This is a genomic window from Cognatundibacterium luofuense, from assembly GCF_018139685.1.
GTDB lineage: Bacteria > Pseudomonadota > Gammaproteobacteria > Burkholderiales > Burkholderiaceae_D > Undibacterium > Undibacterium luofuense.
This window is the reverse complement of the sequence record NZ_JAGSPN010000006.1, coordinates 46,069-67,149: the sequence shown is the minus strand read 5'-3', so window position 1 is coordinate 67,149 and position 21,081 is coordinate 46,069. Positions and strand designations below refer to the sequence as shown.

Here is a 21,081-nt window from a genome sequence, read left to right as displayed (position 1 = left end):
GCCGCAGCGGGATCAGCTCAGTAAGGTTCGGCCACGTAAGGGCGCAGGCGGTGTTGCACGCTGCGCGTGGCGGTTGACGCGGCCAGACCGCGCAAGCGGCTCAGATCAAACTGTTCCAGTTGCTGCAGCATGGCGCGGTTCAGAGTCATGCGAACCTGTATCATCAGCAGGTCCACACTTTGCTGGTTTGAACTTCTGGCAGACTCGCCTGCCAACCCGGAAACCGCAGCTTCTTTCTGCGCTTTCCCGGCTGCTTTCATTGCCACGCGGGCTTCCGCTTCCGCAAAACAGCGATAGACATCACCCAGCGTAATCACGCCGTTGCAATCCCGGCAGTGCCAGGCTTCTTTGTCTTTGCTGTCGCGGCTGACCAGTCCGTCCTGACTTAACATGCTCAGAATCGAACGGATACTGCGCGGCGTTTTACCTGTCGCTTCCGCCAGACTGGTCACGGTGATAGCACGCGGCATCACCATCATGACCTGCGCCAGCAATTCGACGGCAGTGTAAAACCGGGTATTCAGACCTGGGTCTGCAAATACCTGCGTGGTTGAAAACAGTTGTTCAGACTGGCTCATGCCAACTCCTTGGGAAGGATCAGCGGGCGGTTGTTGCCGTAACGGTCCATAAACAGACCTTCAGTCGAAATTGCAGGACGCTTACCGGAAACCACATCCGCGATGAACTGGCCGGAACCGCAGGCCATGGTCCAGCCCAGTGTGCCGTGGCCGGTGTTCAGGAACAGATTACGGTAAGGTGTCGGGCCGACCACCGGTGTACCATCCGGTGTCATCGGACGCAGACCCGTCCAGAATTCCGCTTTCGACACATCGCCGCCTGCGGGGAACAGATCGCTGACAGAGAACTCAAGCGTTGCACGGCGATCGGCGCGCAAATTGAGGTTATAACCGGTAATTTCTGCCGTACCACCGACGCGGATACGGTCGCCCAGACGGGTAATCGCTACTTTGTAGGTTTCATCCATGACTGTGGATTCCGGTGCACCGTCCGGATTGGTGATCGGTACGGTAATCGAGTAGCCTTTGATCGGATACACAGGGATACGGATGCCGAGCTCTTTCAGCATCAGCGGCGAATAGCTGCCCAGCGCCAGCACATAGCTGTCTGCGGTCAGCGTACCGGCGGATGTTTTCACACCGGTGATTTTGTCGCCTTCAAACAGCAGGCGTTCAATCTGTACGCCGAACTGGAATTTCACGCCCAGACCTTCAGCCAGCTTGGCCAGATTCTGGGTAAATTTAAAGCAGTCACCGGTTTCATCACCCGGCAGGCGCAGCGCGCCGACGAACTTATCCTGCACTTTGGCCAGTGCCGGTTCCACTTTCAGACAGCCTGCTTTGTCCAGTTTTTCGTATGGCACATCGTAACGTTTCAGAATCGCGATATCGCCCTCAGCGGCTTCCAGCTGTGCTTCATTACGGAACAATTGCAGCGTACCCTGTGTACGCTCGTCGTAACTGATACCGGTATCAGCACGCAATTGCTGCAGTACATCGCGGCTGTACTCAGCCAGACGCAGCATGCGGCCTTTATTCACTTCATAAGCGGAGGTAGTGCAGTTCATCAGCATCTGGAACACCCAGCGCCATGTGTTCGCATCCAGCGTAGGGCGGATTGCCAGCGGGCTGTGTTCCATCATCAGCCATTTAATCGCTTTCAGCGGCACGCCCGGGCCAGCCCACGGCGCGGAATAGCCGGGAGACACTTCACCGGCATTCGCAAAACTGGTTTCCAGCGCCGGTGCGCTCTGACGCTCAATCACTGTCACTTCGTGACCGGCCTTGGCCAGATAATAAGCGGATGCAGTACCGATAACGCCTGAACCTAATACGATAACTTTCATTTTTCTGCTCCTGTGTCCCTGAATTTAAACTGTTTTTGTGAGTGGTTCTGAACCGCTGTACACCCGTGCATAACGGTGTCCGAGGCTGGTCAGGATTTCATAGCCTATCGTGCCGGCAGCACTGGCAACGCGATCGACGGTCAGCTGATCTGACAGCAAATCCACCAGCGCACCTTCAGCCAGTATGTCGTCCGGCAAACCGGTGACATCCAGCGTGATCGTATCCATCGATACATTGCCAACCATTGCCACGTCGTGACCTGCGATTTGCACCGTGCCACGATTACTCAGACTGCGCAGCCAGCCATCAGCATAGCCGACGGCCACAGTAGCGATGCGTGACGGGCGACTGCTGCGCCAGGTACTGCCGTAACCAACGCCGGTATCCACCGGAATATCACGGGTCTGAATAATACGGCCCTGCAAGTGGGCGACTGCACGCATAGGATTCGCTTGTCCGGCGACCGGTGCCACGCCGTACAGCGCTGCGCCCGGACGCGCCAGATCAAAGTGAAAATCCTTGCCCAGAAAAATACCGGAGGAATTTGCCAGCGTTGCTTTCGCCGCCGGAAATAACGCGCGTAATGCACGGAATTTTTCCAGCTGCGCACGATTGACCGGATTCGCCTGATCTTCTGCGCTGACCAGATGGCTCATCACATACTGCACATCAATCGCCGCAAAACGCTGTGGTTCAGCCCGCAGCACATCGACTTCAGCCGGTGACAAACCCATGCGCGCCATGCCGGTATCAAACTGCACAAATGCCGGAAGGCGGGTTTGTTTGTCAGTCGCCAGCGTATTCCAGGCGGCAATCTGTTGCAGGCTGTTCAGCACCGGCGTCAGGCCGTGTGCCAGCAAATCTGCTTCGCAGCCGACCGGCGAACCGTGCATCACGATAATCATCGCATCCGCCGGCAGCAGCGGGCGCAAGACTATGCCTTCTTCCAGATGTGCAACGAAAAAGTGACGACAGCCTTCCAGATACAAAGCCGGCGCTGCTTCTGCAGCGCCGAGACCATACGCATCCGCTTTCACAGCAGCGCCGCAGGCCGCTGATCCCAGTTGCGTTTTCAGTATCTGATAATTGGCTCTCAGTGCCTGCAGATCAATCCGCAGTATTGCACCAGCCCGTCCGGTATTTACTTGCATTATTCAGCACTCCATCGCCAGAGAAATAGCCCTCTGATAGCAATGTGTATGCCACTCAAAAAAGATCAATAAAATTCAAACACTTAGCGCAGAATGAAAAATCCGGCGAATTCCGACTGTACAAAATTCTGTACATCCTGCCTCATCCGGCTTTCAGATTCTGTGGCTTTTCTCTCTGAAGCGTACACATTACATAACAGTGTACACAAATAAATACACTGTATATAAAAAAATACACTTCAGCAAATTAAGCATAAGGATATTCGCAGGAAGCGACAGGCGGCAGCAATAAGTGAAAATACGCAGTGGTTGCGTGAATGTGACAAAGCCACCGGCAGCAAAGCTGGCGGTGGCTTTCAGTGTAGTGCAAGGATTCAGGCTGCGATGCGGTCAGCCTGCAGTAAACCCAGATCTTCCAGTAAAGGAATAGTGGCAGGTAATACCGGCTCTACGGCAACCTTGCCCTGCCATGCAAATGCCTGACCTTCCAGACTTTGCGGCTCGCCTTCCCAGCGGCGGCAAATATAAAAATGCAGTCTGACATGCGCATGGGGATACACATGCTCGACACCAACCCAGGGTTCCGCTTCGAGAACACGCACGCCCAGCTCTTCCAGAAATTCCCGCTTCAGCGCAGCCAGCACATCTTCGCCCGCTTCCACTTTACCACCCGGGAATTCCCAGTAGCCTTCGTACGGCTTGCCGGACGGACGCTGCGCCATCAGCACATCGCCATCAGCCTGCATCAGTATCCCGACCGCCACATCAATCGGGCGTTTATTCAGACTTGCTATTTCCGACATGGTCACGCTCCTTCCATTGTCCTGCATAGTCTTTTGCAAACTGCCACGCAACACGACCGGAACGCGATCCGCGCTGCAAAGCCCAGCGCAACGCTTCCTGTCTCGCTTCCGCAATCTGCGCCTCATCGCATCCGAAACTGCGCAACCAGTGCGCCACGATGCCGAGGTAATCATCCTGCCCGAACGGATAAAATGAAATCCACAAACCAAAGCGTTCAGATAAAGAGATTTTCTCTTCTACCGTTTCGCCCGGATGCAAATCACCATCCTCCGTATGTCGGTAACTTGCGTTATCCGACATTTTTTCCGGCAGCAGATGCCTGCGGTTCGACGTGGCATAAATCAGCACGTTGTCACTGGCGGCAGCGATACTGCCATCCAGTGCGACTTTCAGCGCCTTGTAACCCGCCTCACCTTCCTCGAACGACAAATCATCACAGAAAATAATGAAACGTTCATGACGTGTGGCGACCAGTTCGACAATATCCGGCAAGTCAGCAAGATCTGCTTTATCCACTTCGATCAGGCGCAATCCCTGCGCAGCAAACTCAGTCAGACAAGCCTTGATCAGCGAGGATTTACCGGTGCCGCGTGCGCCGGTCAGCAGCACATTATTGGCCGGTGCACCGTGTACGAACTGACGGGTATTGCGTTCGATCTGCTCTTTTTGCGGACCAATGTGATGCAAGTCCGGCAAACCTATCGTTGCCGCATGGCGCACCACCTGCAGAAAACCGGCACCACTGCGTTTGCGCCAGCGGAATGCAACTCCTGCATCCCAGTCCGGCGCAGCAGACGCCGCCGGCAAAACGGCTTCCAGCCTTGCCAGCACACGCTCAGCGCGCGCCAGCAAGTGTTCCATTGCGGCAGAATTCATCATCAGGAACGGTAGTCCGCGTTGATCGAAACGTAGTCGTGCGACAAATCACAAGTCCAGACAGTCGCTTCCGCATTGCCGCGTGCCAGACGAACGCGGATTGTGATTTCGCTTTGCTTCATCACGCGCTGACCGTCTTCCTCTTTGTAATCAGGATGACGGCCGCCGTTACGGGCGACCCAGACATCATCCAGATACAAATTGAGTTTGCTGACATCCAGATCATCCACACCTGCATAACCAATCGCTGCCAGAATACGGCCGAGATTAGGATCGGAGGCAAAGAAGGCTGTTTTCACCAGCGGTGAATGTGCGATGGAATAAGCAATTTTGCGGCATTCCTCGACGCTGCTACCCTCTTCTACGGCAACAGTAATGAATTTGGTTGCGCCCTCACCGTCACGAATAATCATATGTGCCAGCTTTTGCGCCAGCGCGATGACGGCTGTTTCCAGTTCTGCGTATTCCGGTGTATCAACATCATTGATTTCCAGTGAACCGGCACCGGTGGCAATCAGCATGAACGAATCATTGGTGGAGGTATCACCGTCGATCGTGATGCAGTTAAACGACTTATCTGCGGTACGTTTCACCAGATGATCCAGCACAGGTTGTGCAATGCGGGCATCCATTGCCAGATAGCCGAGCATGGTCGCCATATTCGGCTTGATCATGCCTGCACCTTTGGAGATGCCGGTCATTTGTACGGTTTTGCCACCAATCACAATACTTGCAGACGCCGCTTTCGGCTGAGTATCAGTCGTCATGATGGCTTCTGCTGCGGCAAACCAGTTGTCTTCCTGCAGATTCGCAATTGCCTGCGGCAAGCCGGCGATCAGACGGTCCACTGGCAGCGGTTCCAGAATCACACCGGTGGAAAACGGCAGAATCTGAGAAGCATCACAGCCCAGCAGCGCAGCCAGTGCTTCGCAGGTTTTGTTTGCATTCGCCAGACCGGCATCGCCGGTACCCGCATTCGCATTACCGGTGTTCACAACCAGTGCACGAATCGGACCTGCCTGCATATTGCTGCTTTCCAGATGCGCTTTACAGACTTGCACCGGTGCAGCGCAAAAACGGTTAGTGGTGAACACGCCGGCGACAGTGGCTGTCGGTGCCAGCTCCATGACCAACACATCTTTACGATTTGCTTTGCGGATGCCAGCTTCAGCGTGTCCGAGACGAATGCCTGCCACCGGTTTCAGATCACTTGCGACAGGGATAGGAGAATTCACAGCCATGGTCGTTTCCTTGCGTTCAAATTAAGCCGCCATTGTAGGATATTTGTGCAGTGCAGACGAGAAATCCGCATGCGCTGCACCATAAAAAAACAGGACAGCAATGCTGTCCTGTTTTCATGCATGATGACCAATGGTTTTAGCATTGGCATCGGGTATTGCTTATGCCAGTTTGCCGTGACACTGTTTGAATTTCATGCCACTGCCGCAAGGACAAGGATCATTACGACCGACTTTCAGACCCCAGCTGATTTCTGCATCACCACCCATCGCAACAGGTTCCGGTGCCAGCATTTGTTCAGGCGTTGCATTTTCATCAAATGCATCATGGCGATAGTGAACATTTTCCACCTGTGACTGCTGCATTTGCGCTTCCGCAGATACGGCTTCTTCCGGCGTCTGGATGCGCACCAGTACCAGTGTGCGGGTCACATCGTTTTTAATCTGATCCAGCATCGCTGCGAACAGTTCAAACGCTTCACGTTTGTATTCCTGCTTAGGATTTTTCTGTGCATAACCACGCAGATGAATACCCTGACGCAAATGATCCAGCGCTGCCAGATGCTCACGCCAGTGTACGTCGATGCTCTGCAGCATGACATTACGCTCAAAGCCGCCAAATGCTTCTTTACCAACCAGCGCGACTTTCGCTTCGTAATTGCGATTTACTTCGGCAACCACGCGCTCCAGAATTTCTTCGTCGCTGAGGTTAGGCTCATCTTTCACCATTTGTGTCAGTGGCAGATGAATATTCCAGTCAGAAGCCAGCACGCGCTCCAGCGCAGGGATATCCCACTGTTCTTCTACAGACTCTGCAGGCACATAAGTGCGCACCACATCGTGGAAAACGCCATGACGCAGGGAATCCATCAGTTCGGTGACATCTGTCACTTCCAGCAACTCATTACGCTGCTGATAAATCACCTTACGCTGATCGTTTGCCACATCATCGTATTCCAGCAATTGCTTACGGATATCGAAGTTACGTGCCTCAACCTTACGTTGCGCAGTTTCCAGCGAACGGGTCACCATACCGGCTTCGATAGGTTCACCTTCCGGCATCTTCAGGCGATCCATGATCGCACGGATGCGGTCACCGGCAAAAATACGCAGCAAAGGATCATCCAGCGACAGATAGAAACGGCTGGAGCCAGGATCGCCCTGACGACCTGAACGTCCACGCAACTGATTATCAACGCGGCGGGATTCATGGCGCTCAGTACCGATGATATGCAAGCCGCCTGCGGCGACAACCTGATCGTGCAGAGATTGCCATTCGTTGCGCAAGGTATCTGCCTGCGCTGCTTTGTCAGCCGCGGAGATGGCGTCATTCGCATCGATCAGCTGAATTTGTTTTTCAACATTACCGCCGAGCACGATATCGGTACCGCGACCTGCCATATTAGTTGCAATTGTCACTGCACCCGGACGACCTGCCTGCGCAATAATTTCTGCTTCGCGGGCATGCTGTTTTGCATTCAGCACGTTATGCGGCAAATTCGCTTTATTCAGAATCGAAGACAGCAGTTCCGAGTTTTCAATCGAGGTGGTACCAACCAGCACTGGCTGACCGCGTTTATAGCAATCCTGAATATCCAGCACAATCGCGTTGTATTTTTCCTGCGCAGTTTTATAGACCTGATCGTGACGATCAACGCGCTGAGAAGGGCGATTCGGCGGAATAACGACTGTTTCCAGTGCGTAAATTTCCTGGAATTCGTAGGCTTCCGTATCCGCTGTACCGGTCATACCGGACAGTTTGCTGTACATACGGAAATAATTCTGGAAAGTGATCGATGCCAGCGTCTGGTTTTCGTTCTGAATGCGGACGCCTTCTTTCGCTTCCACAGCCTGATGCAAGCCATCTGACCAGCGACGACCCACCATCATACGACCGGTGAATTCATCAACGATCACGATTTCGCCATCATTAACAACATAATGCTGGTCTTTGAAGTACAGCGCATGTGCGCGCAATGCAGCGTACAGGTGATGGATCAGGGTGATGTGCGACGGGTCATACAAAGATGCGCCTTCCGGCAGCAAGCCCATTTCCGTCAGTATGCTTTCCGCTTTTTCATGGCCTGCTTCCGTCAGCAAAACCTGATGCGATTTTTCATCTTTGGTGTAATCGCCCGGAACTTCAATTTTACCCTTGCCATCAGGCGTTTCTTCGCCGATCTGCAGTGTCAGCAGTTTCGGCACTTCATTCATTTTGTAATAAAGCTCGGTGTGATTCTCTGCCTGACCGGAGATGATCAGCGGCGTACGCGCTTCGTCAATCAGAATCGAGTCAACTTCGTCAACTACCGCAAAGCTCAGACCACGCTGCACACGGTCTTTCGCTTCGAACACCATATTGTCGCGCAGGTAATCGAAACCGAATTCATTGTTAGTACCGTAGGTGATATCCGAACGGTAAGCGCGCTGCTTTTCATCGTGATCCTGCTGAGACAGAATCACACCGGTGGTCAGACCCAGCCAGCCATACAGCTTGCCCATGGAGTCCGCATCGCGCTGTGCCAGGTAATCATTGACAGTCACAACGTGCACACCTTTGCCGGATAAGGCATTCAGGTAAGCAGCCAGTGTTGCCATCAGGGTTTTACCTTCACCGGTACGCATTTCAGCAATTTTGCCGTAATGCAGCACCATACCGCCGATCAGCTGTACGTCAAAGTGACGCATTTTATGCACGCGCTTACTGGCTTCACGGCAAACGGCAAACGCTTCCGGCAGCAGGCTGTCGAGAGTTTCACCTTTGGCAAAACGCGCTTTGAATTCCGCAGTTTTTGCCTGCAATGCCGTATCCGACAAGGCTTCCATTTGTGGTTCCAGTGCGTTGATCTGACGCACGGTTTTTTGGTATTGCTTCAAGAGCCGCTGGTTACGGCTGCCGAATATCTTGGTCAGGAATGACATGCTGGATACGAAAAATGAATTTCTGAAAAACGCCGCGACATAAAATTGTCTTCGCGACAACAAAAAAGATTAACTCTTGATTTTACCACGCAGGCGGGACTTGACCAGAGAATTCCGGGGAAATGCCGATCTGTCGCAGACAGTTGGCGTCGTTTTTCCTAAACACAAGTCCCGTTTATCCGTTATCAGCGTCCCTGATTCGGTTTTATGCCGGAAGAAAGGAATTTATGCGGGTTTTGCGGAACATCGCGCACACGCACCTCGAAATGCAAGTGCGCGCCGGTAGAGCGTCCGGTGGAGCCAATATCGGCAATGTGTTGTCCGCGCTGAACAATATCACCAAGCTTCACATAGACCTTGGAGCTGTGTGCGTAGCGCGTAATCAGATCACCGCCATGGTCAATTTCTATCATGTTGCCGAATTGCGGGTGGTATTCCGAGGCAATTACCACACCGCCGGCTGCGGCTACGATCGGCGTTCCGGTTGGCGCAGAAAAATCGATACCTTCGTGAAAGGCACTGCGACCGGAAAACGGATCGGAACGCCAGCCAAAACCAGAGGCGTTATAAGCGACATTGACCGGCTGCGTGGTTGGTAAAAGCTTGGATTGCAATTTGAACGCCATCAGCTGGGTCTCAACCGCATTCATGTAATCGCTGCGGTGTTCGATATCCTGTCCCAGTTTTTTCAGCAACTCCTGAATCTGGTTTATGCTCAGTTCGGATGCCGGTGCACGGCTGATCTCAGGTCCGCCGCGTCCGGGGGCTTCGCGGAACTGGAACTCCTCCGGTTTAATGCCGGCCAGGCCCTGTACACGCTCACCCAGCGCATCCAGACGAATCAGATGCGCCTCCATCTCGCCGAGTTTAGCCGCCATTGCGGAAAGATTTTCCTGTAAATAGCGATCTTTGCTGCCTGCATCACTGGCCATGGCAGCCGGTAATGGCAACAGACTGCGGAACAGCGGAACATCCGCGCTGGCAAGACGCATACTGAGCGCCGCCATCAGCGCGCCCGTCAGCAACGTCAATACCAGAAAGGCAATCGCAGCAACAACGATATGCGGTGTCCCCAGCGTCAGCGATCTGGCCTGCGTGAAGCGGGAGTGCATAATGATAATTTGCATCGAGTTTCCCCAGATGTGGAATGCTGAATTGCGGCAGGCTTTATGGTAAGGTGCGGGCTATGTCTACCCCACCAGCCCCAAGCTTCCGCAGTTATATCAAACGCGGCAAACCAGTCGCACAGACCAGTGGCGCCTCGGACTTCCTGCGTCTGAATGATCAGATCTCCGCACTGCTGCCTGCAGTGCGGCGGCGCCTGCACTTGCAAAGAGAATGCCAGCGCCTGATGCCGCGTATGTTTGAGTACGCTGAAGTACTTCAGCTACAAGACGGCCAGCTGACCGTGGCAGTACCGAATGCGGCTCTGGCTGCCCGCCTCAAACAAAACCTGCCGACTCTGCAGAATGGTCTGCTGGAAGGCGGCTGGCAGATTAACGCAATCAAAATCAAAGTACAAGTAACGAGCAAAGTCGAAAAAGAAGCGACGCCTAAGCAAATCGCTTTATCCGATTCTGCATTACAAGCCTTCGCCAGTCTGGAACAGACGCTGGACCCGCATCCTCAGAATGCAGGTCTGCGTGACGCACTGGCGCGCTTACTGTCCAACCATCGCAAAGACTGAGCGGTGACTGCGACAGCAGCTACGGTTCAGCGCACGCGTTCCTTTTGCCACAGCACATCCTGCCCGCCGGCATAGCGGTTCAGTACACGTGACAACACAAACAATAAATCGGATAAACGATTCATATACTGACGCGGCGCATCATTCAGCGCTTCCGCTTTACCGACACTGACAATAGCGCGTTCGGCGCGACGGCAAACGGTGCGGCATACATGAGCGATTGCGGCTGCGCGCGATCCGCCCGGCAGAATGAAATCTTTCAGTGGCGGCAGATCGGCATTATATTTTTCCAGCAAACTGTCCAGACGGCTGACCTGCGCATCGGTGATCAACTGAAATCCGGGAATACACAGTTCGCCGCCAAGATCGAATAAATCATGCTGTATCGAAATCAATTCTTCCCGCATGGCTTGCGGTAAGTCTTCGCACAATAAAACGCCGATCTGGGAATTCAGTTCATCAACGTCGCCCATCGCATGTACGCGCAGCGCATCTTTGTCCACACGGCTGCCATCGCCGAGTCCGGTTGTACCTGCATCACCGGTACGTGTCGCAATTTTTGAAAGTCTGTTGCCCATAACGAATGAAATTTGGTCAGAGGCCACAGAGGATAAGCCAAAATGGTGCGGAACGCATCATAATAGAATGTTTTGATCACGACTGTGCACAGTTGCCGGGCAGTACCGGCTGGCTGACCCAGGCTATATCGGCGTAATTTAATTCAGGATGCAGAATGGCAACACGACTTCCTCCGGTGCATGCACTGACCGCCTTTGAAGCGGCCGCGCGCTTTGGTTCCTTTGCTGTGGCGGCAGAAGAACTGTGTATTACGCCGTCCGCACTTTCTCACCGAATTCGCCTGCTTGAAGAGCATCTGGGCGAACGTGTTTTTCTGCGTGAAGGTCGCAGCGTTGCACTGACTGAGTTCGGCCGCCGTTATCTGGACGTGGTACGTGCTGCACTGCGCACTTTATCGGATTTCCCCTTGCCGGGACGCAGCAGCCAGCAACAGATGCGGGTCAAAGTTACGTTGCCACCGACATTTGCGCGCTATATGTTTATGCCGCGTCTGGCGGAGTTCTATGCACTGCATCCGGAAATTGATATTGAAGTCTATTTATTCGTACCGCTGTACGACCTGAGCCTTTCTGAGAGTGATGTCGAAATCCGTTTCGGCGCCGGTGAATATCCGAATCTGGTGACGCGCAAACTGTTTGTCGAACCGAGTTTCGCTGTTGCCAGTCCGGACTATCTGCGCACGATTGCGCCGCTGAAAAAGCCGGAAGATTTGCGCCATGCGCGTCTGCTGCGTTCCGCGCTGGAACCCTGGCAGCCGTGGTTTGAAGTGGCCGGTCTGGACTGGGCAGAACCGGTCAGTGGCTTACGGATTGATGATCTGGGCCTGTTGCTGGAAGCTGTGAAGCATGGACATGGCGTTGGCTTAACGCGCCAGCATTTTGCACAGGAAATGATAGAACGCGGCGATGTGGTTCGCCTGTTTGATGCGCAGGTAGCGACGCCACCGCACGCTTACTATCTCGTCCATGAAGCCATGCCGAGTCTGCGTCCGGAAGTGGAAACCTTTATTCAGTGGATGCTGTCAGCATTCCGCTCTCCGGCGATGGCCTGAGGCTTTCTTCACGGGTGGAAGCAGTTTGCTGCGCCACCCAGTCCTGCAAGGGCAACGGACGTGCAAACAGAAAACCCTGCATGGAATGACAACCGTTTTCAATCAGAAATTCTGCCTGCTCCCGGGTTTCCACACCTTCAGCGACAACCCGTAAACCCAGATGCTGCGCCATCGATAAAATCGACTGAACGATGGCAGTGCCATTGGTATCCTGCGGCGTATCCTGCACGAAACTTTTATCAATTTTTAATTCATACAGCGGCAGACGCTTCAGATAGGAGAAGCTGGAATACCCGGTACCGAAATCATCAATCGAAAAGCGGATTCCCAGTGCGGTCAGTTCCAGCATTCGCGCAATCGTGTCGTGCAGATTATCGATCAGCAAACCTTCGGTGACTTCCAGAATCAGTAAGGCCGGATCAGCTCCGGTATCGATCAGCGCGATTTTGACTTTATCGACAAAATCCGCCTGGCGGAACTGCTTCGGGCTGACATTGATGGAGACGGACATCGGAATACCGGCCGCCTGCAAAGCACAGACAGCCATGCAACCCTGCCGCAACACCCAGTCACCGAGATGAATGATCATCCCGGACTCTTCCGCTAAAGGAATGAATATTGCCGGAGACACCATGCCACGCTGCGGATGATTCCAGCGCATCAGCAACTCACCACCAACCGGTTTGCCGAAGCGGTCAACCTGTGGCTGGATATACATTTGCAATTCTTCATGCTCGATGGCATCACGCAGATCGCGCTCCATTGCCAGACGGCGTACGATTTCAGACTGCATACCGGTTTCGTACAGGATGACCTGATTACGACCGCCTTCTTTGGCGCGGTACATCGCAGTATCAGCCTCGCGCAGTAAATCATCAGGCTTCTGATCAGGGCGCGGCAAAATCGTGACGCCAATGCTGCAAGTGGAGCTGTACAGCAAGCCATCCACATCAAACATATTGGTCATCGCGGAGCGCAAGCGTTCCGCAGTTTCCATCGCGGAATGTACTGCCTGAAGCGCGGAATCTGCCATGCCGGGCAAAACGATCACAAACTCATCACCACCAACCCTCGCCAGCGTATCGTTTTCATCCAGCAAAGCCTGCAGGCGCTGCATCACCTGCAGCAGCAGTGCATCGCCGGTAGTGTGTCCGCGCGCATCGTTGATCAGTTTGAAGTTATCGAGATCGAGATACAGAACCGCACTGTATAAACCGGTGATGCGTGACGATGACAGCAACACCGACAACCTGTCCTGCAGCAAGCGACGGTTGGGCAATCCGGTCAGTAAATCATAGTAAGCAAGCCGGTGAATATGTTCTTCGGACTTTTTACGCTCACTGATATCCCGTCCGGTCGCCACCCAGTGCGTGTAGATGCCTTCTTCGTTTGCCAGCGGAATGACATCTGCTTCCATCCAGAATTCGCTGCCGGAACGGGTGTAAGAAATCAGCTCGACGTGTACTGGCTCGATGTTACGCAGCGCCGTAGCGATCCGGTCCAGTTCCTCCTGCTGGGTACGCGGACCGCTGAGGAAATGCGGCATCCTGCCAAGCACTTCGTCGCGGCTGTAACCGGTCAGACGCTCAAAGGCTTCGTTGACAAACACAATATGCAAATGACTGCGCAGTGCTTCATCTTTATTAACTTCAATAATCAGTACAATATCGTTCAGGCGCGAAACCGCCGCCACCGTCAGACGCAATTCTTCATTCGCAGCTTTCAGCGATTCCTGTCCGAGCTTGAGTGAATTCGCAATCTTTTGCTGATGCTCCAGCGAGTGCTCCAGCCGGTAAAGCAATACGTTGCAACTGACCGATAGCACCGCTGCAATGAAGGTGAAATTCAGGGTGATGATGGCCCAGCGCAGGAACAGAGAAAGCTGGAAGCTGTCAACGTGCAGCGGCGCATCAAAAAAATAGCCGACCAGAAACAGTGTGGCAGACGACAGTACCAGCGCGCGAACTGCTTCATGCAAGCTGTACAGAAACGCGGCAAACACGGGGACTGCCATCAGATAAATCAGTCCGGTGGAACCGATTTTGTAGAGAAACCATGCACCCAGCCCGTAAATCAGTAACAGGAACTGGTTTGCACGCATCCGGAATGACCATCCGGGCATCCAGAGCATAGCAGCCACCCAAAGCACTGCCAGCGTATCGACAACGACGATCGACCACAGTTCATCACGAATCGCCAGCAAAATACTCGGGATTGCTGTCAGCGTGCCCAGTCCCATTGCCACAAACAAAATGGATGCAAGAATCTGTTCCCGCCAGTGCAGCATATCGATGTCTGCAGTGCGGGAAATCAGGTATTTCTGGCGTAGTTGCTGAAAGAAGCGCATTTGCCGTCCGGGTCAAAGAATCTGCGAGAGTGTGCAGGGAGCTGTCAGCTGAAATACCGGGTGGTGAAAAATGCAAAATACTGGGTGAATCTTATACCAACATTTTCCTTTTCACAGGGAAGTCAGAAAAAAATATGAGGAAACTCCGCATCCCGTTTCTGAGCAAACAACATTCTCCGGACTGCCGCTCCGGCATTTTTCGCATCACGAAAATAGCTTCCTTAGCGTGGCTTGTCCGGCTGTTGTCATTACCGCAGTCAATACAGTCTGCGAAACTGAATAACGATGACCTGTGAACATATTGTGTGCCAGTTTCGTCATCAGGTATTTCAAAGCCCCGCTGTTTCTGCGGGCGTCCGCCGAAGGCTGTGCGAAACACCGCATTTGAGACTGAATTGAAGGCTGATTTTAAGGCCGATGCCGAGGCACAGAACGACCTCACCGGCGTTCGCTACCGAAACCAGACGTCAACGTGGCGAAAAATACGGGCAATTATGCAAATATCGTCATCACCGTCCGCGGAAGCCCAGTGTTTCTGCGGGCAACCGGAACATGCTGTGCTGAAAGCCGCATTTGAAGGGTTTCAGAGGGGATTTTGAAGCAAAAACAGGGGCGATCACCACCCCTGAGAAAACATTCAGCCTGCCTGCAGTACGCGGGTAATCTGACTTTGCAACTGTTCTGTGGTGGCGTAGCCGGAACTGAGCATGTGCAGGTTGTTGTCGTGCACCATCAGCAAGGCAGGGAAGGAGCGCACGCCCCATTGCTGGCAAAGCGCGAACTCTTCACGGGTACACTGATGTGCATCCGCTGATTGCAGGGTTTCCAGCAGACTGGCTGTATCGTAGCTGTCTGCACCATCGACTGCGTTCAGTACCGCTGTCAGCACTTCTGCCAGTACCTGTTCATCCGTCACATCCAGCCCGTCGCGGTAGAACGCGGATTGCAGGGCATGGAATACATGCAAACGTTTTTCACCCGGCAAATGCTCAGCCAGTAACTTGACACTGACCATGGCGCGGCTGGCCAGTTCGGTACAGTACACCCAGCCCGGACGCGACATGGCTTCGCGGTCAAACGGCAAACCGCTGACTTCCGCTACCCGATCCCAGTGCCCGAGGATCATCTTGCGCATTTCATCGCTGACCGGTTCGGTTTCATCCGGACGCAAACCGCCGCACAGAATATCCAGCCGCGCTTCCGGCATAGATTGCAGCAGCTGACTAAGCTGAGGGCCGAAGCCATAGCACCAGGAACACATCGGGTCTGCGATATACAAGAGTTGAACTGCCATATTTTTTCCTTTACAGATCAGGTCTGATTAAACGTCAGGCAGGATACCACGCACCCAGAATCCGGGTTCCGGCCGCACCAGTCACTGCGGGCAGATTGCCCGTCACGCCTTCGCAAAAACAATACGCCAGCCAGGCAAAGGCCAGCGCTTCGACTTGTTCCGGCACCACACCCAGCTCCGCAGTCTGACTCAGGCGTGCAGCGCAACCGACAGCAGCTAACTCGGCTGCCAGTCTTCGCATCAGTTCCGCGTTGTACGCGCCGCCGCCACAGACAAACACCGCATCTGCCTGCGGTGCGGATGCGGCAATCGCCTGCGCCAGCGTGCGTGCCGTGTAGGCGCACAGCGTTGCCTGCACATCGGCTGCGGCAATCGCTGGCAGGCTTTGTAAATGCTGCTGCAGCCACGGCAAATGAAATAAATCGCGGCCTGTGCTTTTCGGCGCTGGCAATTGCAGAAACGCTTCCTGCATCAGACTGTCCAGCAAGGCCGTATTCACCTGACCGGATGCGGCAAAGCTTCCGTTCTCATCGTAAGGCGTACCGAGGTGCAATTGCGCCCAGCCATCCATCAGTACATTACCGGGGCCGGTATCAAAGCCGCGCACCGCGCCATCCGGCGGCAGGATGCTGATATTGCTGATGCCGCCGATATTCGCCAGCACCCGGGTTTCCGTTGCTGAACCGAACAAAGCCATATGAAACGACGGTACCAGCGGCGCACCCTGCCCGCCGGCGGCGATATCGCGGCTGCGAAAATCGGCGATCACGTCCAGTCCGCACAATTCCGCCAGCAAGGCCGGATGATTGGTCTGACGGGTATAGCCGAGTTCAGGCCGGTGCCGTATTGTTTGTCCGTGTACGCCGACCGCGCGCACCTCGTCTGCCAGAGGCTGCAACTGCGCCACGCAGTCGGCATACACTTGCGCCAGATGTTGCGACAACAAGGCTTCACGATGAATTTCATCTGCGCCGCTTTGCTGCAAGGCTGCTGCAGCCGCCCGTAAATCCTGAGAAAACGGACAATGCGCCGCGCCCAGAATACGAATTTTCCCGGCACTGATTTCAGAAAAATCGGCGACCACGCCATCCACGCCATCCATACTGGTGCCGGACATCAGACCGATATAGACCGGTACTTCCGGTTTTACTGTTCTCACAGATTCATTCTCCTGCTGTGATTGCGGCATGCCGCGTTCAGCGATAAAAAAAGCCGGACGCGAGCGTCCGGCCTGTTTTTCAGCATCGTCAGATCAGCGCGATGCCAGTTTCATGATTTCGGCCTGACGCTCAGGACGCATTAGCACGAAACGGTGATTCATGTCTGCCACCATCGATTTAAAGCGCGGCATATCCGATGAAGCCAGTGCAGGCGCTTCCGGCACAACGGCTGTCAGCGGATCACGCGGTTCATTGTTGACACGGAATTCGTAATGCAGATGCGGACCGGTAGACCAGCCGGTAGAACCGACATAACCAATCACTTCACCCTGCGATACCCGTGCACCTTTGCGCAGACCTGCAGCAAAGCGGCTCATGTGCGCGTAGGCAGTGCTGTAACCGGAATAATGTTTGACCACTACCAGATTACCGTAACCGCCGCTCGGGCCCACTGAATCAATCGTACCGTCTGCGGTAGCGCGAATCGGTGTGCCGGACGCAGCGGCGAAATCCACACCTTTATGCTGCTTCCACTGACCGGAAATCGGATGTACGCGCATCGAGAAGCCGGAAGAAACACGGGTAAATTCCAGCGGTGATTTCAGGAAGGCTTTTTTCAGGGAACGACCGTCAAAGCTGTAATAACCGCCCTGACCAGCGCCCTCATCGAACCAGACGGACTGAAAGGTTTTGCCAGCGTTGGTGAATTCACCTGCCAGCACACGGCCGGTACGCACCAGCTGACCGTTTTGCCAGAAACTTTCATACACCACATTGAATTTATCGCCACGCTGCAGGCGGCGGAAATCAATGTTGGTTTCAAACATGGCCACGATTTGCGAAGAAATCGCATCGGAAATGTGGGCTTCATCGGTCGCAGCAAACAGCGAGGAACGGATATTACCCGCTGCCATTTCGATACGGCGTTCCAGATTCGCCGTGTTATCGGTCGCGACAAAGCTGCCATCCGGCTGACGACGCACTTCCAGATTGCGGACGGTTTTACCGTCACCGCTGCTGAGCGTGCTTTGCAGCCATTCCAGATCGCCGTCATCATTGGTTTTCACACGAACGGTTTTGTCGGCACGTAACTGCATCAGCTCGCGCGCCACCGGATCGGTTTTCATGAATTTATCAGCTGCACTGTCTTCCACACCCAGACGCAATAACAAGCCGCTCATGGTATCGCCGCGGCGTATGGTTTCTTCACGAACATACTGATGCGACTGTTTCGCAATTTCTGCCAGCTGGTCTTCCAGCGGTGGCAATTCCAGTTGTTCGGTCACACGACGGGAAGGGATATCAGCGGCATCCGGCGCCAGCGGCACAACAGCGGTTGCGCCAACAGCGCATACAGCCAGGCCCAGCGCACTGAACGTTGCAATACGGGAAACACGGGAAGAACCGGTGAACAGTCGGATGCTGGCAATCAAACGAAGTAATTTATCTGTAGGACGCATGCAATAAGTTAAAATTGACTGTTTAACGAAAAACACAAGGTCAGGATACCGGCAACGGAACTGTACTCAGTCATGCACCGGTCAGAGAACCGGCATTATAAAGCAAGCTGATGTGCTCCCGGCCACACAAAACGACCCCGAATCTGACAAAGTGCTGATTATGGAGGCAGATCAAGCTTTCTGACCAGTGCTGTTACAAAAAGACGATGTAAGACTATGACAACTTCTGATCAACAATCTGCCTCTAAAGAATCCACCCTGCTGCCCTTGTCTGATGCTGTTCAGCATGCGCTGGCCGTCACCAAGCGTGGCGTTGACGAATTACTCATCGAATCCGAATTTGCGCAAAAACTGGCACGCAGCGAAAAAACCGGCGTGCCGCTGCGTATTAAATTAGGTCTGGACCCGACCGCACCGGATCTGCATCTGGGCCACACCGTGGTACTGAACAAAATGCGTCAGTTGCAGGATCTCGGCCACACGGTCATTTTCCTGATCGGCGACTTCACTTCCATGATCGGTGACCCGTCCGGCCGCAACGCAACCCGTCCGCCACTGACGCGCGAACAGATCGAAGCCAACGCACAGACTTACTTCAAACAAGCCAGTCTGGTGCTGGATGCGGCAAAAACTGAAATCCGCTACAACTCCGAATGGTGCGATCCGCTCGGCGCGCGCGGCATGATTCAGTTGTCATCTAAATACACCGTGGCACGTATGATGGAGCGTGATGATTTCACCAAACGCTTCAAAGCCGGCACCCCGATTTCCGTGCATGAATTCCTGTATCCGCTGATGCAGGGTTACGATTCCGTCGCACTGAAATCCGATCTGGAACTCGGTGGTACTGATCAGAAATTCAATCTGCTGGTCGGTCGTGAACTGCAGAAAGATTACGGACAAGAACCGCAATGTATTCTGACCATGCCTTTGCTGGAAGGTCTGGACGGCGTGGAAAAAATGTCCAAGTCGAAAAACAATTACATTGCGATCACTGAACCTGCGAACACCATGTTCGCCAAGGTCATGAGTATTTCCGATGAAATGATGTGGAAATACTATGATCTGTTGTCGTTCTGCTCAATCGAACAAATCGCCGCATTCCGCAAAGCGGTGGCTGAAGGTCAGAATCCGCGCGATATCAAAGTAGCACTGGCACAGGAAATCGTTGCGCGCTTCCATGATCAGGCAGCGGCAGAATCTGCACTGCAGGATTTCGTTAACCGTTCCAAAGGCGGCATTCCGGACGATATCGCCGAAGTCACACTGAGCGGCGCACCGGCCGGTATCGGTCATTTGCTGAAGCAGGCGAATTTGTGCGCATCCACATCCGAAGCGAACCGCATGATCGATCAGGGCGGTGTGCGTATCGATGGCACCGTGATTTCTGACAAAGGTCTGAAACTGGAAGCCGGCACTTTCGTTCTGCAAGTCGGCAAACGTAAGTTCGCCCGCGTAACGCTGACCGCATGATCGCGCTGTTACAACGTGTCAGCCACGGCAGCGTCGTGGTTGACGGTCAGACCATCGGCGCAATTGATGCCGGCTTGCTGGTTTTACTGTGCGCTGAGCGCGGCGATACCGAAAAAGAAGCCGATCAGTTACTGAACAAATTGCTCAGCTACCGCGTGTTCAGTGATGAAGCCGGCAAAATGAACCGCAGCCTGAAAGATACCGGCGGCGGTTTGTTGCTGGTGCCGCAATTCACACTGGCTGCCGATACCAACTCCGGCACCCGCCCTTCATTCACACCGGCTGCTGCACCGGATGATGCACGTCGCTTATTCCACTATGCACTGGAACAGGCACGCAAACTCCATCCGGTTGTTGCCAGTGGTCAGTTCGGCGCGGATATGAAAGTGTCGCTGACCAATGACGGCCCGGTGACTTTCTGGCTGCAAACACGTAAGAACGGCAACTGAGATGGAAAGCACTGAAATTCTGCTGATACGGCATGGCGAAACACCATGGAATGCTTTACGCCGTTTGCAGGGGCATACCGATATTCCGCTGAATGCGGAAGGCCGCCGTCAGGCGAAAGCGCTGGCCTATGCCTTATCGAATGAAAAACTGGATGCGGTGTACGCCAGCGATTTGCAGCGCGCGATTCAGACTGCCGGTGAAATCGCCCGTTTGCAGGGCGTCAGCACCCGGCTGGAAGCCGGTTTCCGCGAACGCTGCTTTGGCGCGTTTGAAGGTCAGTTGTACAGCGACTTGCCACATTTACATCCGGAAGCCTATGCCAGCTGGAAATCCGGTGATCCTGATTTTGTGTTCCCGCCCGGTGAGCGTCAGGGTGAAAGCGTGCGTCAGTTTCACGAGCGCGTGATCAGCAATCTGCGTTTTTACGCGAAACGGCATGCCGGTCAGAAAATTGCGGTGGTAGCGCATGGCGGCGTACTCGAGTGCGCTTACCGCGAAGCGAAGCAACTGCCGCTGTCGGCGCCGCGCGAAGTGACGATTTATAACGCCAGCATCAACCGCTTCACGCTGCACGGCGATGTCTTGCAACTGATGCAATGGGGCGATATCGCGCATCTGGATGCCGATGCGATGGATGAACTCGCACCCGACCGCTGATCCTGTCGCCCTTGTCAGACGCACTCTGTCAAGGGCATACAGCCAAAATATCCTGACTTTTTTCGCT

The 21,081-nt window shown here is 54.0% G+C and carries 18 protein-coding genes; 5 read left to right on the top strand and 13 right to left on the bottom strand.

Annotation, left to right across the window (positions count from 1 at the left end):
* Positions 1–17: 17 nt before the first annotated feature.
* The 8 genes from KDM89_RS09660 to KDM89_RS09625 form a co-directional block, all read right to left on the bottom strand.
* On the bottom strand, positions 18–578 hold the full coding sequence (locus KDM89_RS09660) for a helix-turn-helix domain-containing protein (protein ID WP_212687736.1): 561 nt from the start codon (positions 576–578) through the stop codon (positions 18–20).
* Positions 575–1,864, bottom strand: coding sequence for a D-amino acid dehydrogenase (locus tag KDM89_RS09655; RefSeq protein WP_189357547.1), 1,290 nt, complete (start codon positions 1,862–1,864; stop codon positions 575–577). Before KDM89_RS09655 ends, KDM89_RS09660 begins: the two co-directional genes overlap by 4 nt.
* A 24-nt stretch (positions 1,865–1,888) precedes the next feature.
* Positions 1,889–3,016 (bottom strand): alanine racemase, encoded by a 1,128-nt coding sequence (alr, locus tag KDM89_RS09650; RefSeq protein WP_212687735.1) that lies wholly within the window; start codon positions 3,014–3,016, stop codon positions 1,889–1,891.
* 374 nt (positions 3,017–3,390) lie between these two features.
* Complete coding sequence (locus tag KDM89_RS09645; protein WP_212687734.1) at positions 3,391–3,819, bottom strand: NUDIX domain-containing protein; 429 nt, start codon at positions 3,817–3,819, stop codon at positions 3,391–3,393.
* Positions 3,794–4,696: an ATP-binding protein gene (locus tag KDM89_RS09640; protein ID WP_438947510.1), complete on the bottom strand. Its 903-nt coding sequence runs from the start codon at positions 4,694–4,696 to the stop codon at positions 3,794–3,796. Before KDM89_RS09640 ends, KDM89_RS09645 begins: the two co-directional genes overlap by 26 nt.
* Before the next feature lie 2 nt (positions 4,697–4,698).
* A complete protein-coding gene (gene argJ, locus KDM89_RS09635; protein ID WP_212687733.1) occupies positions 4,699–5,937 on the bottom strand; it encodes a bifunctional glutamate N-acetyltransferase/amino-acid acetyltransferase ArgJ in 1,239 nt (412 codons plus the stop codon).
* Positions 5,938–6,096: 159 nt separating this feature from the next.
* Positions 6,097–8,856, bottom strand: a complete 2,760-nt coding sequence (gene secA, locus KDM89_RS09630; protein WP_212687732.1) for a preprotein translocase subunit SecA — start codon at positions 8,854–8,856, stop codon at positions 6,097–6,099.
* A 185-nt stretch (positions 8,857–9,041) separates the two neighbouring features.
* On the bottom strand, positions 9,042–9,983 hold the full coding sequence (locus KDM89_RS09625; protein WP_212687731.1) for a M23 family metallopeptidase: 942 nt from the start codon (positions 9,981–9,983) through the stop codon (positions 9,042–9,044).
* Positions 9,984–10,042: 59 nt separating this feature from the next.
* Here KDM89_RS09625 and KDM89_RS09620 point away from each other — a divergent pair, with 59 nt between their 5' ends.
* The gene (locus KDM89_RS09620) at positions 10,043–10,543 is read left to right on the top strand and encodes a DciA family protein (protein WP_212687730.1); all 501 of its coding nucleotides are present in this window, start codon (positions 10,043–10,045) and stop codon (positions 10,541–10,543) included.
* 26 nt (positions 10,544–10,569) lie between these two features.
* Here KDM89_RS09620 and KDM89_RS09615 read toward each other — a convergent pair whose 3' ends face one another.
* Positions 10,570–11,121 carry a cob(I)yrinic acid a,c-diamide adenosyltransferase gene (locus tag KDM89_RS09615; protein ID WP_212687729.1) on the bottom strand — a complete coding sequence of 184 codons (552 nt, stop codon included), beginning with the start codon at positions 11,119–11,121 and terminating at the stop codon, positions 10,570–10,572.
* Positions 11,122–11,276: 155 nt separating this feature from the next.
* On the opposite strand from KDM89_RS09615, the gene KDM89_RS09610 reads away from it, so the two are divergent.
* On the top strand, positions 11,277–12,173 hold the full coding sequence (locus KDM89_RS09610; RefSeq protein WP_212687728.1) for a LysR substrate-binding domain-containing protein: 897 nt from the start codon (positions 11,277–11,279) through the stop codon (positions 12,171–12,173).
* Here KDM89_RS09610 and KDM89_RS09605 read toward each other — a convergent pair.
* From KDM89_RS09605 to KDM89_RS09590, 4 genes are all read right to left on the bottom strand, one after another.
* Positions 12,127–14,520 carry a putative bifunctional diguanylate cyclase/phosphodiesterase gene (locus KDM89_RS09605; protein WP_212687727.1) on the bottom strand — a complete coding sequence of 798 codons (2,394 nt, stop codon included), beginning with the start codon at positions 14,518–14,520 and terminating at the stop codon, positions 12,127–12,129. The two genes, KDM89_RS09610 and KDM89_RS09605, sit on opposite strands and share 47 nt — an antisense overlap.
* A gap of 637 nt (positions 14,521–15,157) precedes the next feature.
* Entirely contained in the window at positions 15,158–15,814 is a 657-nt protein-coding gene (locus KDM89_RS09600; RefSeq protein WP_212687726.1) for a DsbA family protein, read from the bottom strand.
* Between the two features lie 34 nt (positions 15,815–15,848).
* Complete coding sequence (locus tag KDM89_RS09595; protein ID WP_212687725.1) at positions 15,849–17,003, bottom strand: anhydro-N-acetylmuramic acid kinase; 1,155 nt, start codon at positions 17,001–17,003, stop codon at positions 15,849–15,851.
* Between the two features lie 63 nt (positions 17,004–17,066).
* Positions 17,067–18,434, bottom strand: coding sequence for a M23 family metallopeptidase (locus KDM89_RS09590; RefSeq protein WP_189357535.1), 1,368 nt, complete (start codon positions 18,432–18,434; stop codon positions 17,067–17,069).
* 216 nt (positions 18,435–18,650) lie between these two features.
* Here KDM89_RS09590 and tyrS point away from each other — a divergent pair, with 216 nt between their 5' ends.
* The 3 genes from tyrS to KDM89_RS09575 are packed head-to-tail and all read left to right on the top strand — an operon-like array spanning position 18,651 to position 21,014.
* Positions 18,651–19,907 (top strand): tyrosine--tRNA ligase, encoded by a 1,257-nt coding sequence (gene tyrS, locus KDM89_RS09585; protein ID WP_212687724.1) that lies wholly within the window; start codon positions 18,651–18,653, stop codon positions 19,905–19,907.
* Positions 19,904–20,356, top strand: coding sequence for a D-aminoacyl-tRNA deacylase (gene dtd / locus KDM89_RS09580; protein WP_189357533.1), 453 nt, complete (start codon positions 19,904–19,906; stop codon positions 20,354–20,356). The genes tyrS and dtd overlap by 4 nt, the downstream gene beginning before the upstream one ends.
* A gap of 1 nt (position 20,357) precedes the next feature.
* Entirely contained in the window at positions 20,358–21,014 is a 657-nt protein-coding gene (locus KDM89_RS09575; RefSeq protein ID WP_212687723.1) for a histidine phosphatase family protein, read from the top strand.
* Positions 21,015–21,081 lie beyond the last annotated feature (67 nt).

Bases quoted from the DNA above. Each gene is read 5' to 3' on its own strand.
- tyrS (WP_212687724.1), top strand. From the start codon at position 18,651: ATGACAACTTCTGATCAACAATCTGCCTCTAAAGAATCCACCCTGCTG.
- KDM89_RS09625 (WP_212687731.1), bottom strand. From the start codon at position 9,983: ATGCAAATTATCATTATGCACTCCCGCTTCACGCAGGCCAGATCGCTG.
- KDM89_RS09655 (WP_189357547.1), bottom strand. From the start codon at position 1,864: ATGAAAGTTATCGTATTAGGTTCAGGCGTTATCGGTACTGCATCCGCT.
- KDM89_RS09615 (WP_212687729.1), bottom strand. From the start codon at position 11,121: ATGGGCAACAGACTTTCAAAAATTGCGACACGTACCGGTGATGCAGGT.
- KDM89_RS09600 (WP_212687726.1), bottom strand. From the start codon at position 15,814: ATGGCAGTTCAACTCTTGTATATCGCAGACCCGATGTGTTCCTGGTGC.
- KDM89_RS09595 (WP_212687725.1), bottom strand. From the start codon at position 17,003: ATGCCGCAATCACAGCAGGAGAATGAATCTGTGAGAACAGTAAAACCG.
- KDM89_RS09660 (WP_212687736.1), bottom strand. From the start codon at position 578: ATGAGCCAGTCTGAACAACTGTTTTCAACCACGCAGGTATTTGCAGAC.
- secA (WP_212687732.1), bottom strand. From the start codon at position 8,856: ATGTCATTCCTGACCAAGATATTCGGCAGCCGTAACCAGCGGCTCTTG.
- KDM89_RS09575 (WP_212687723.1), top strand. From the start codon at position 20,358: ATGGAAAGCACTGAAATTCTGCTGATACGGCATGGCGAAACACCATGG.
- alr (WP_212687735.1), bottom strand. From the start codon at position 3,016: ATGCAAGTAAATACCGGACGGGCTGGTGCAATACTGCGGATTGATCTG.
- KDM89_RS09610 (WP_212687728.1), top strand. From the start codon at position 11,277: ATGGCAACACGACTTCCTCCGGTGCATGCACTGACCGCCTTTGAAGCG.
- KDM89_RS09645 (WP_212687734.1), bottom strand. From the start codon at position 3,819: ATGTCGGAAATAGCAAGTCTGAATAAACGCCCGATTGATGTGGCGGTC.
- KDM89_RS09640 (WP_438947510.1), bottom strand. From the start codon at position 4,696: ATGAATTCTGCCGCAATGGAACACTTGCTGGCGCGCGCTGAGCGTGTG.
- KDM89_RS09590 (WP_189357535.1), bottom strand. From the start codon at position 18,434: ATGCGTCCTACAGATAAATTACTTCGTTTGATTGCCAGCATCCGACTG.
- dtd (WP_189357533.1), top strand. From the start codon at position 19,904: ATGATCGCGCTGTTACAACGTGTCAGCCACGGCAGCGTCGTGGTTGAC.
- KDM89_RS09605 (WP_212687727.1), bottom strand. From the start codon at position 14,520: ATGCGCTTCTTTCAGCAACTACGCCAGAAATACCTGATTTCCCGCACT.
- KDM89_RS09620 (WP_212687730.1), top strand. From the start codon at position 10,043: ATGTCTACCCCACCAGCCCCAAGCTTCCGCAGTTATATCAAACGCGGC.
- argJ (WP_212687733.1), bottom strand. From the start codon at position 5,937: ATGGCTGTGAATTCTCCTATCCCTGTCGCAAGTGATCTGAAACCGGTG.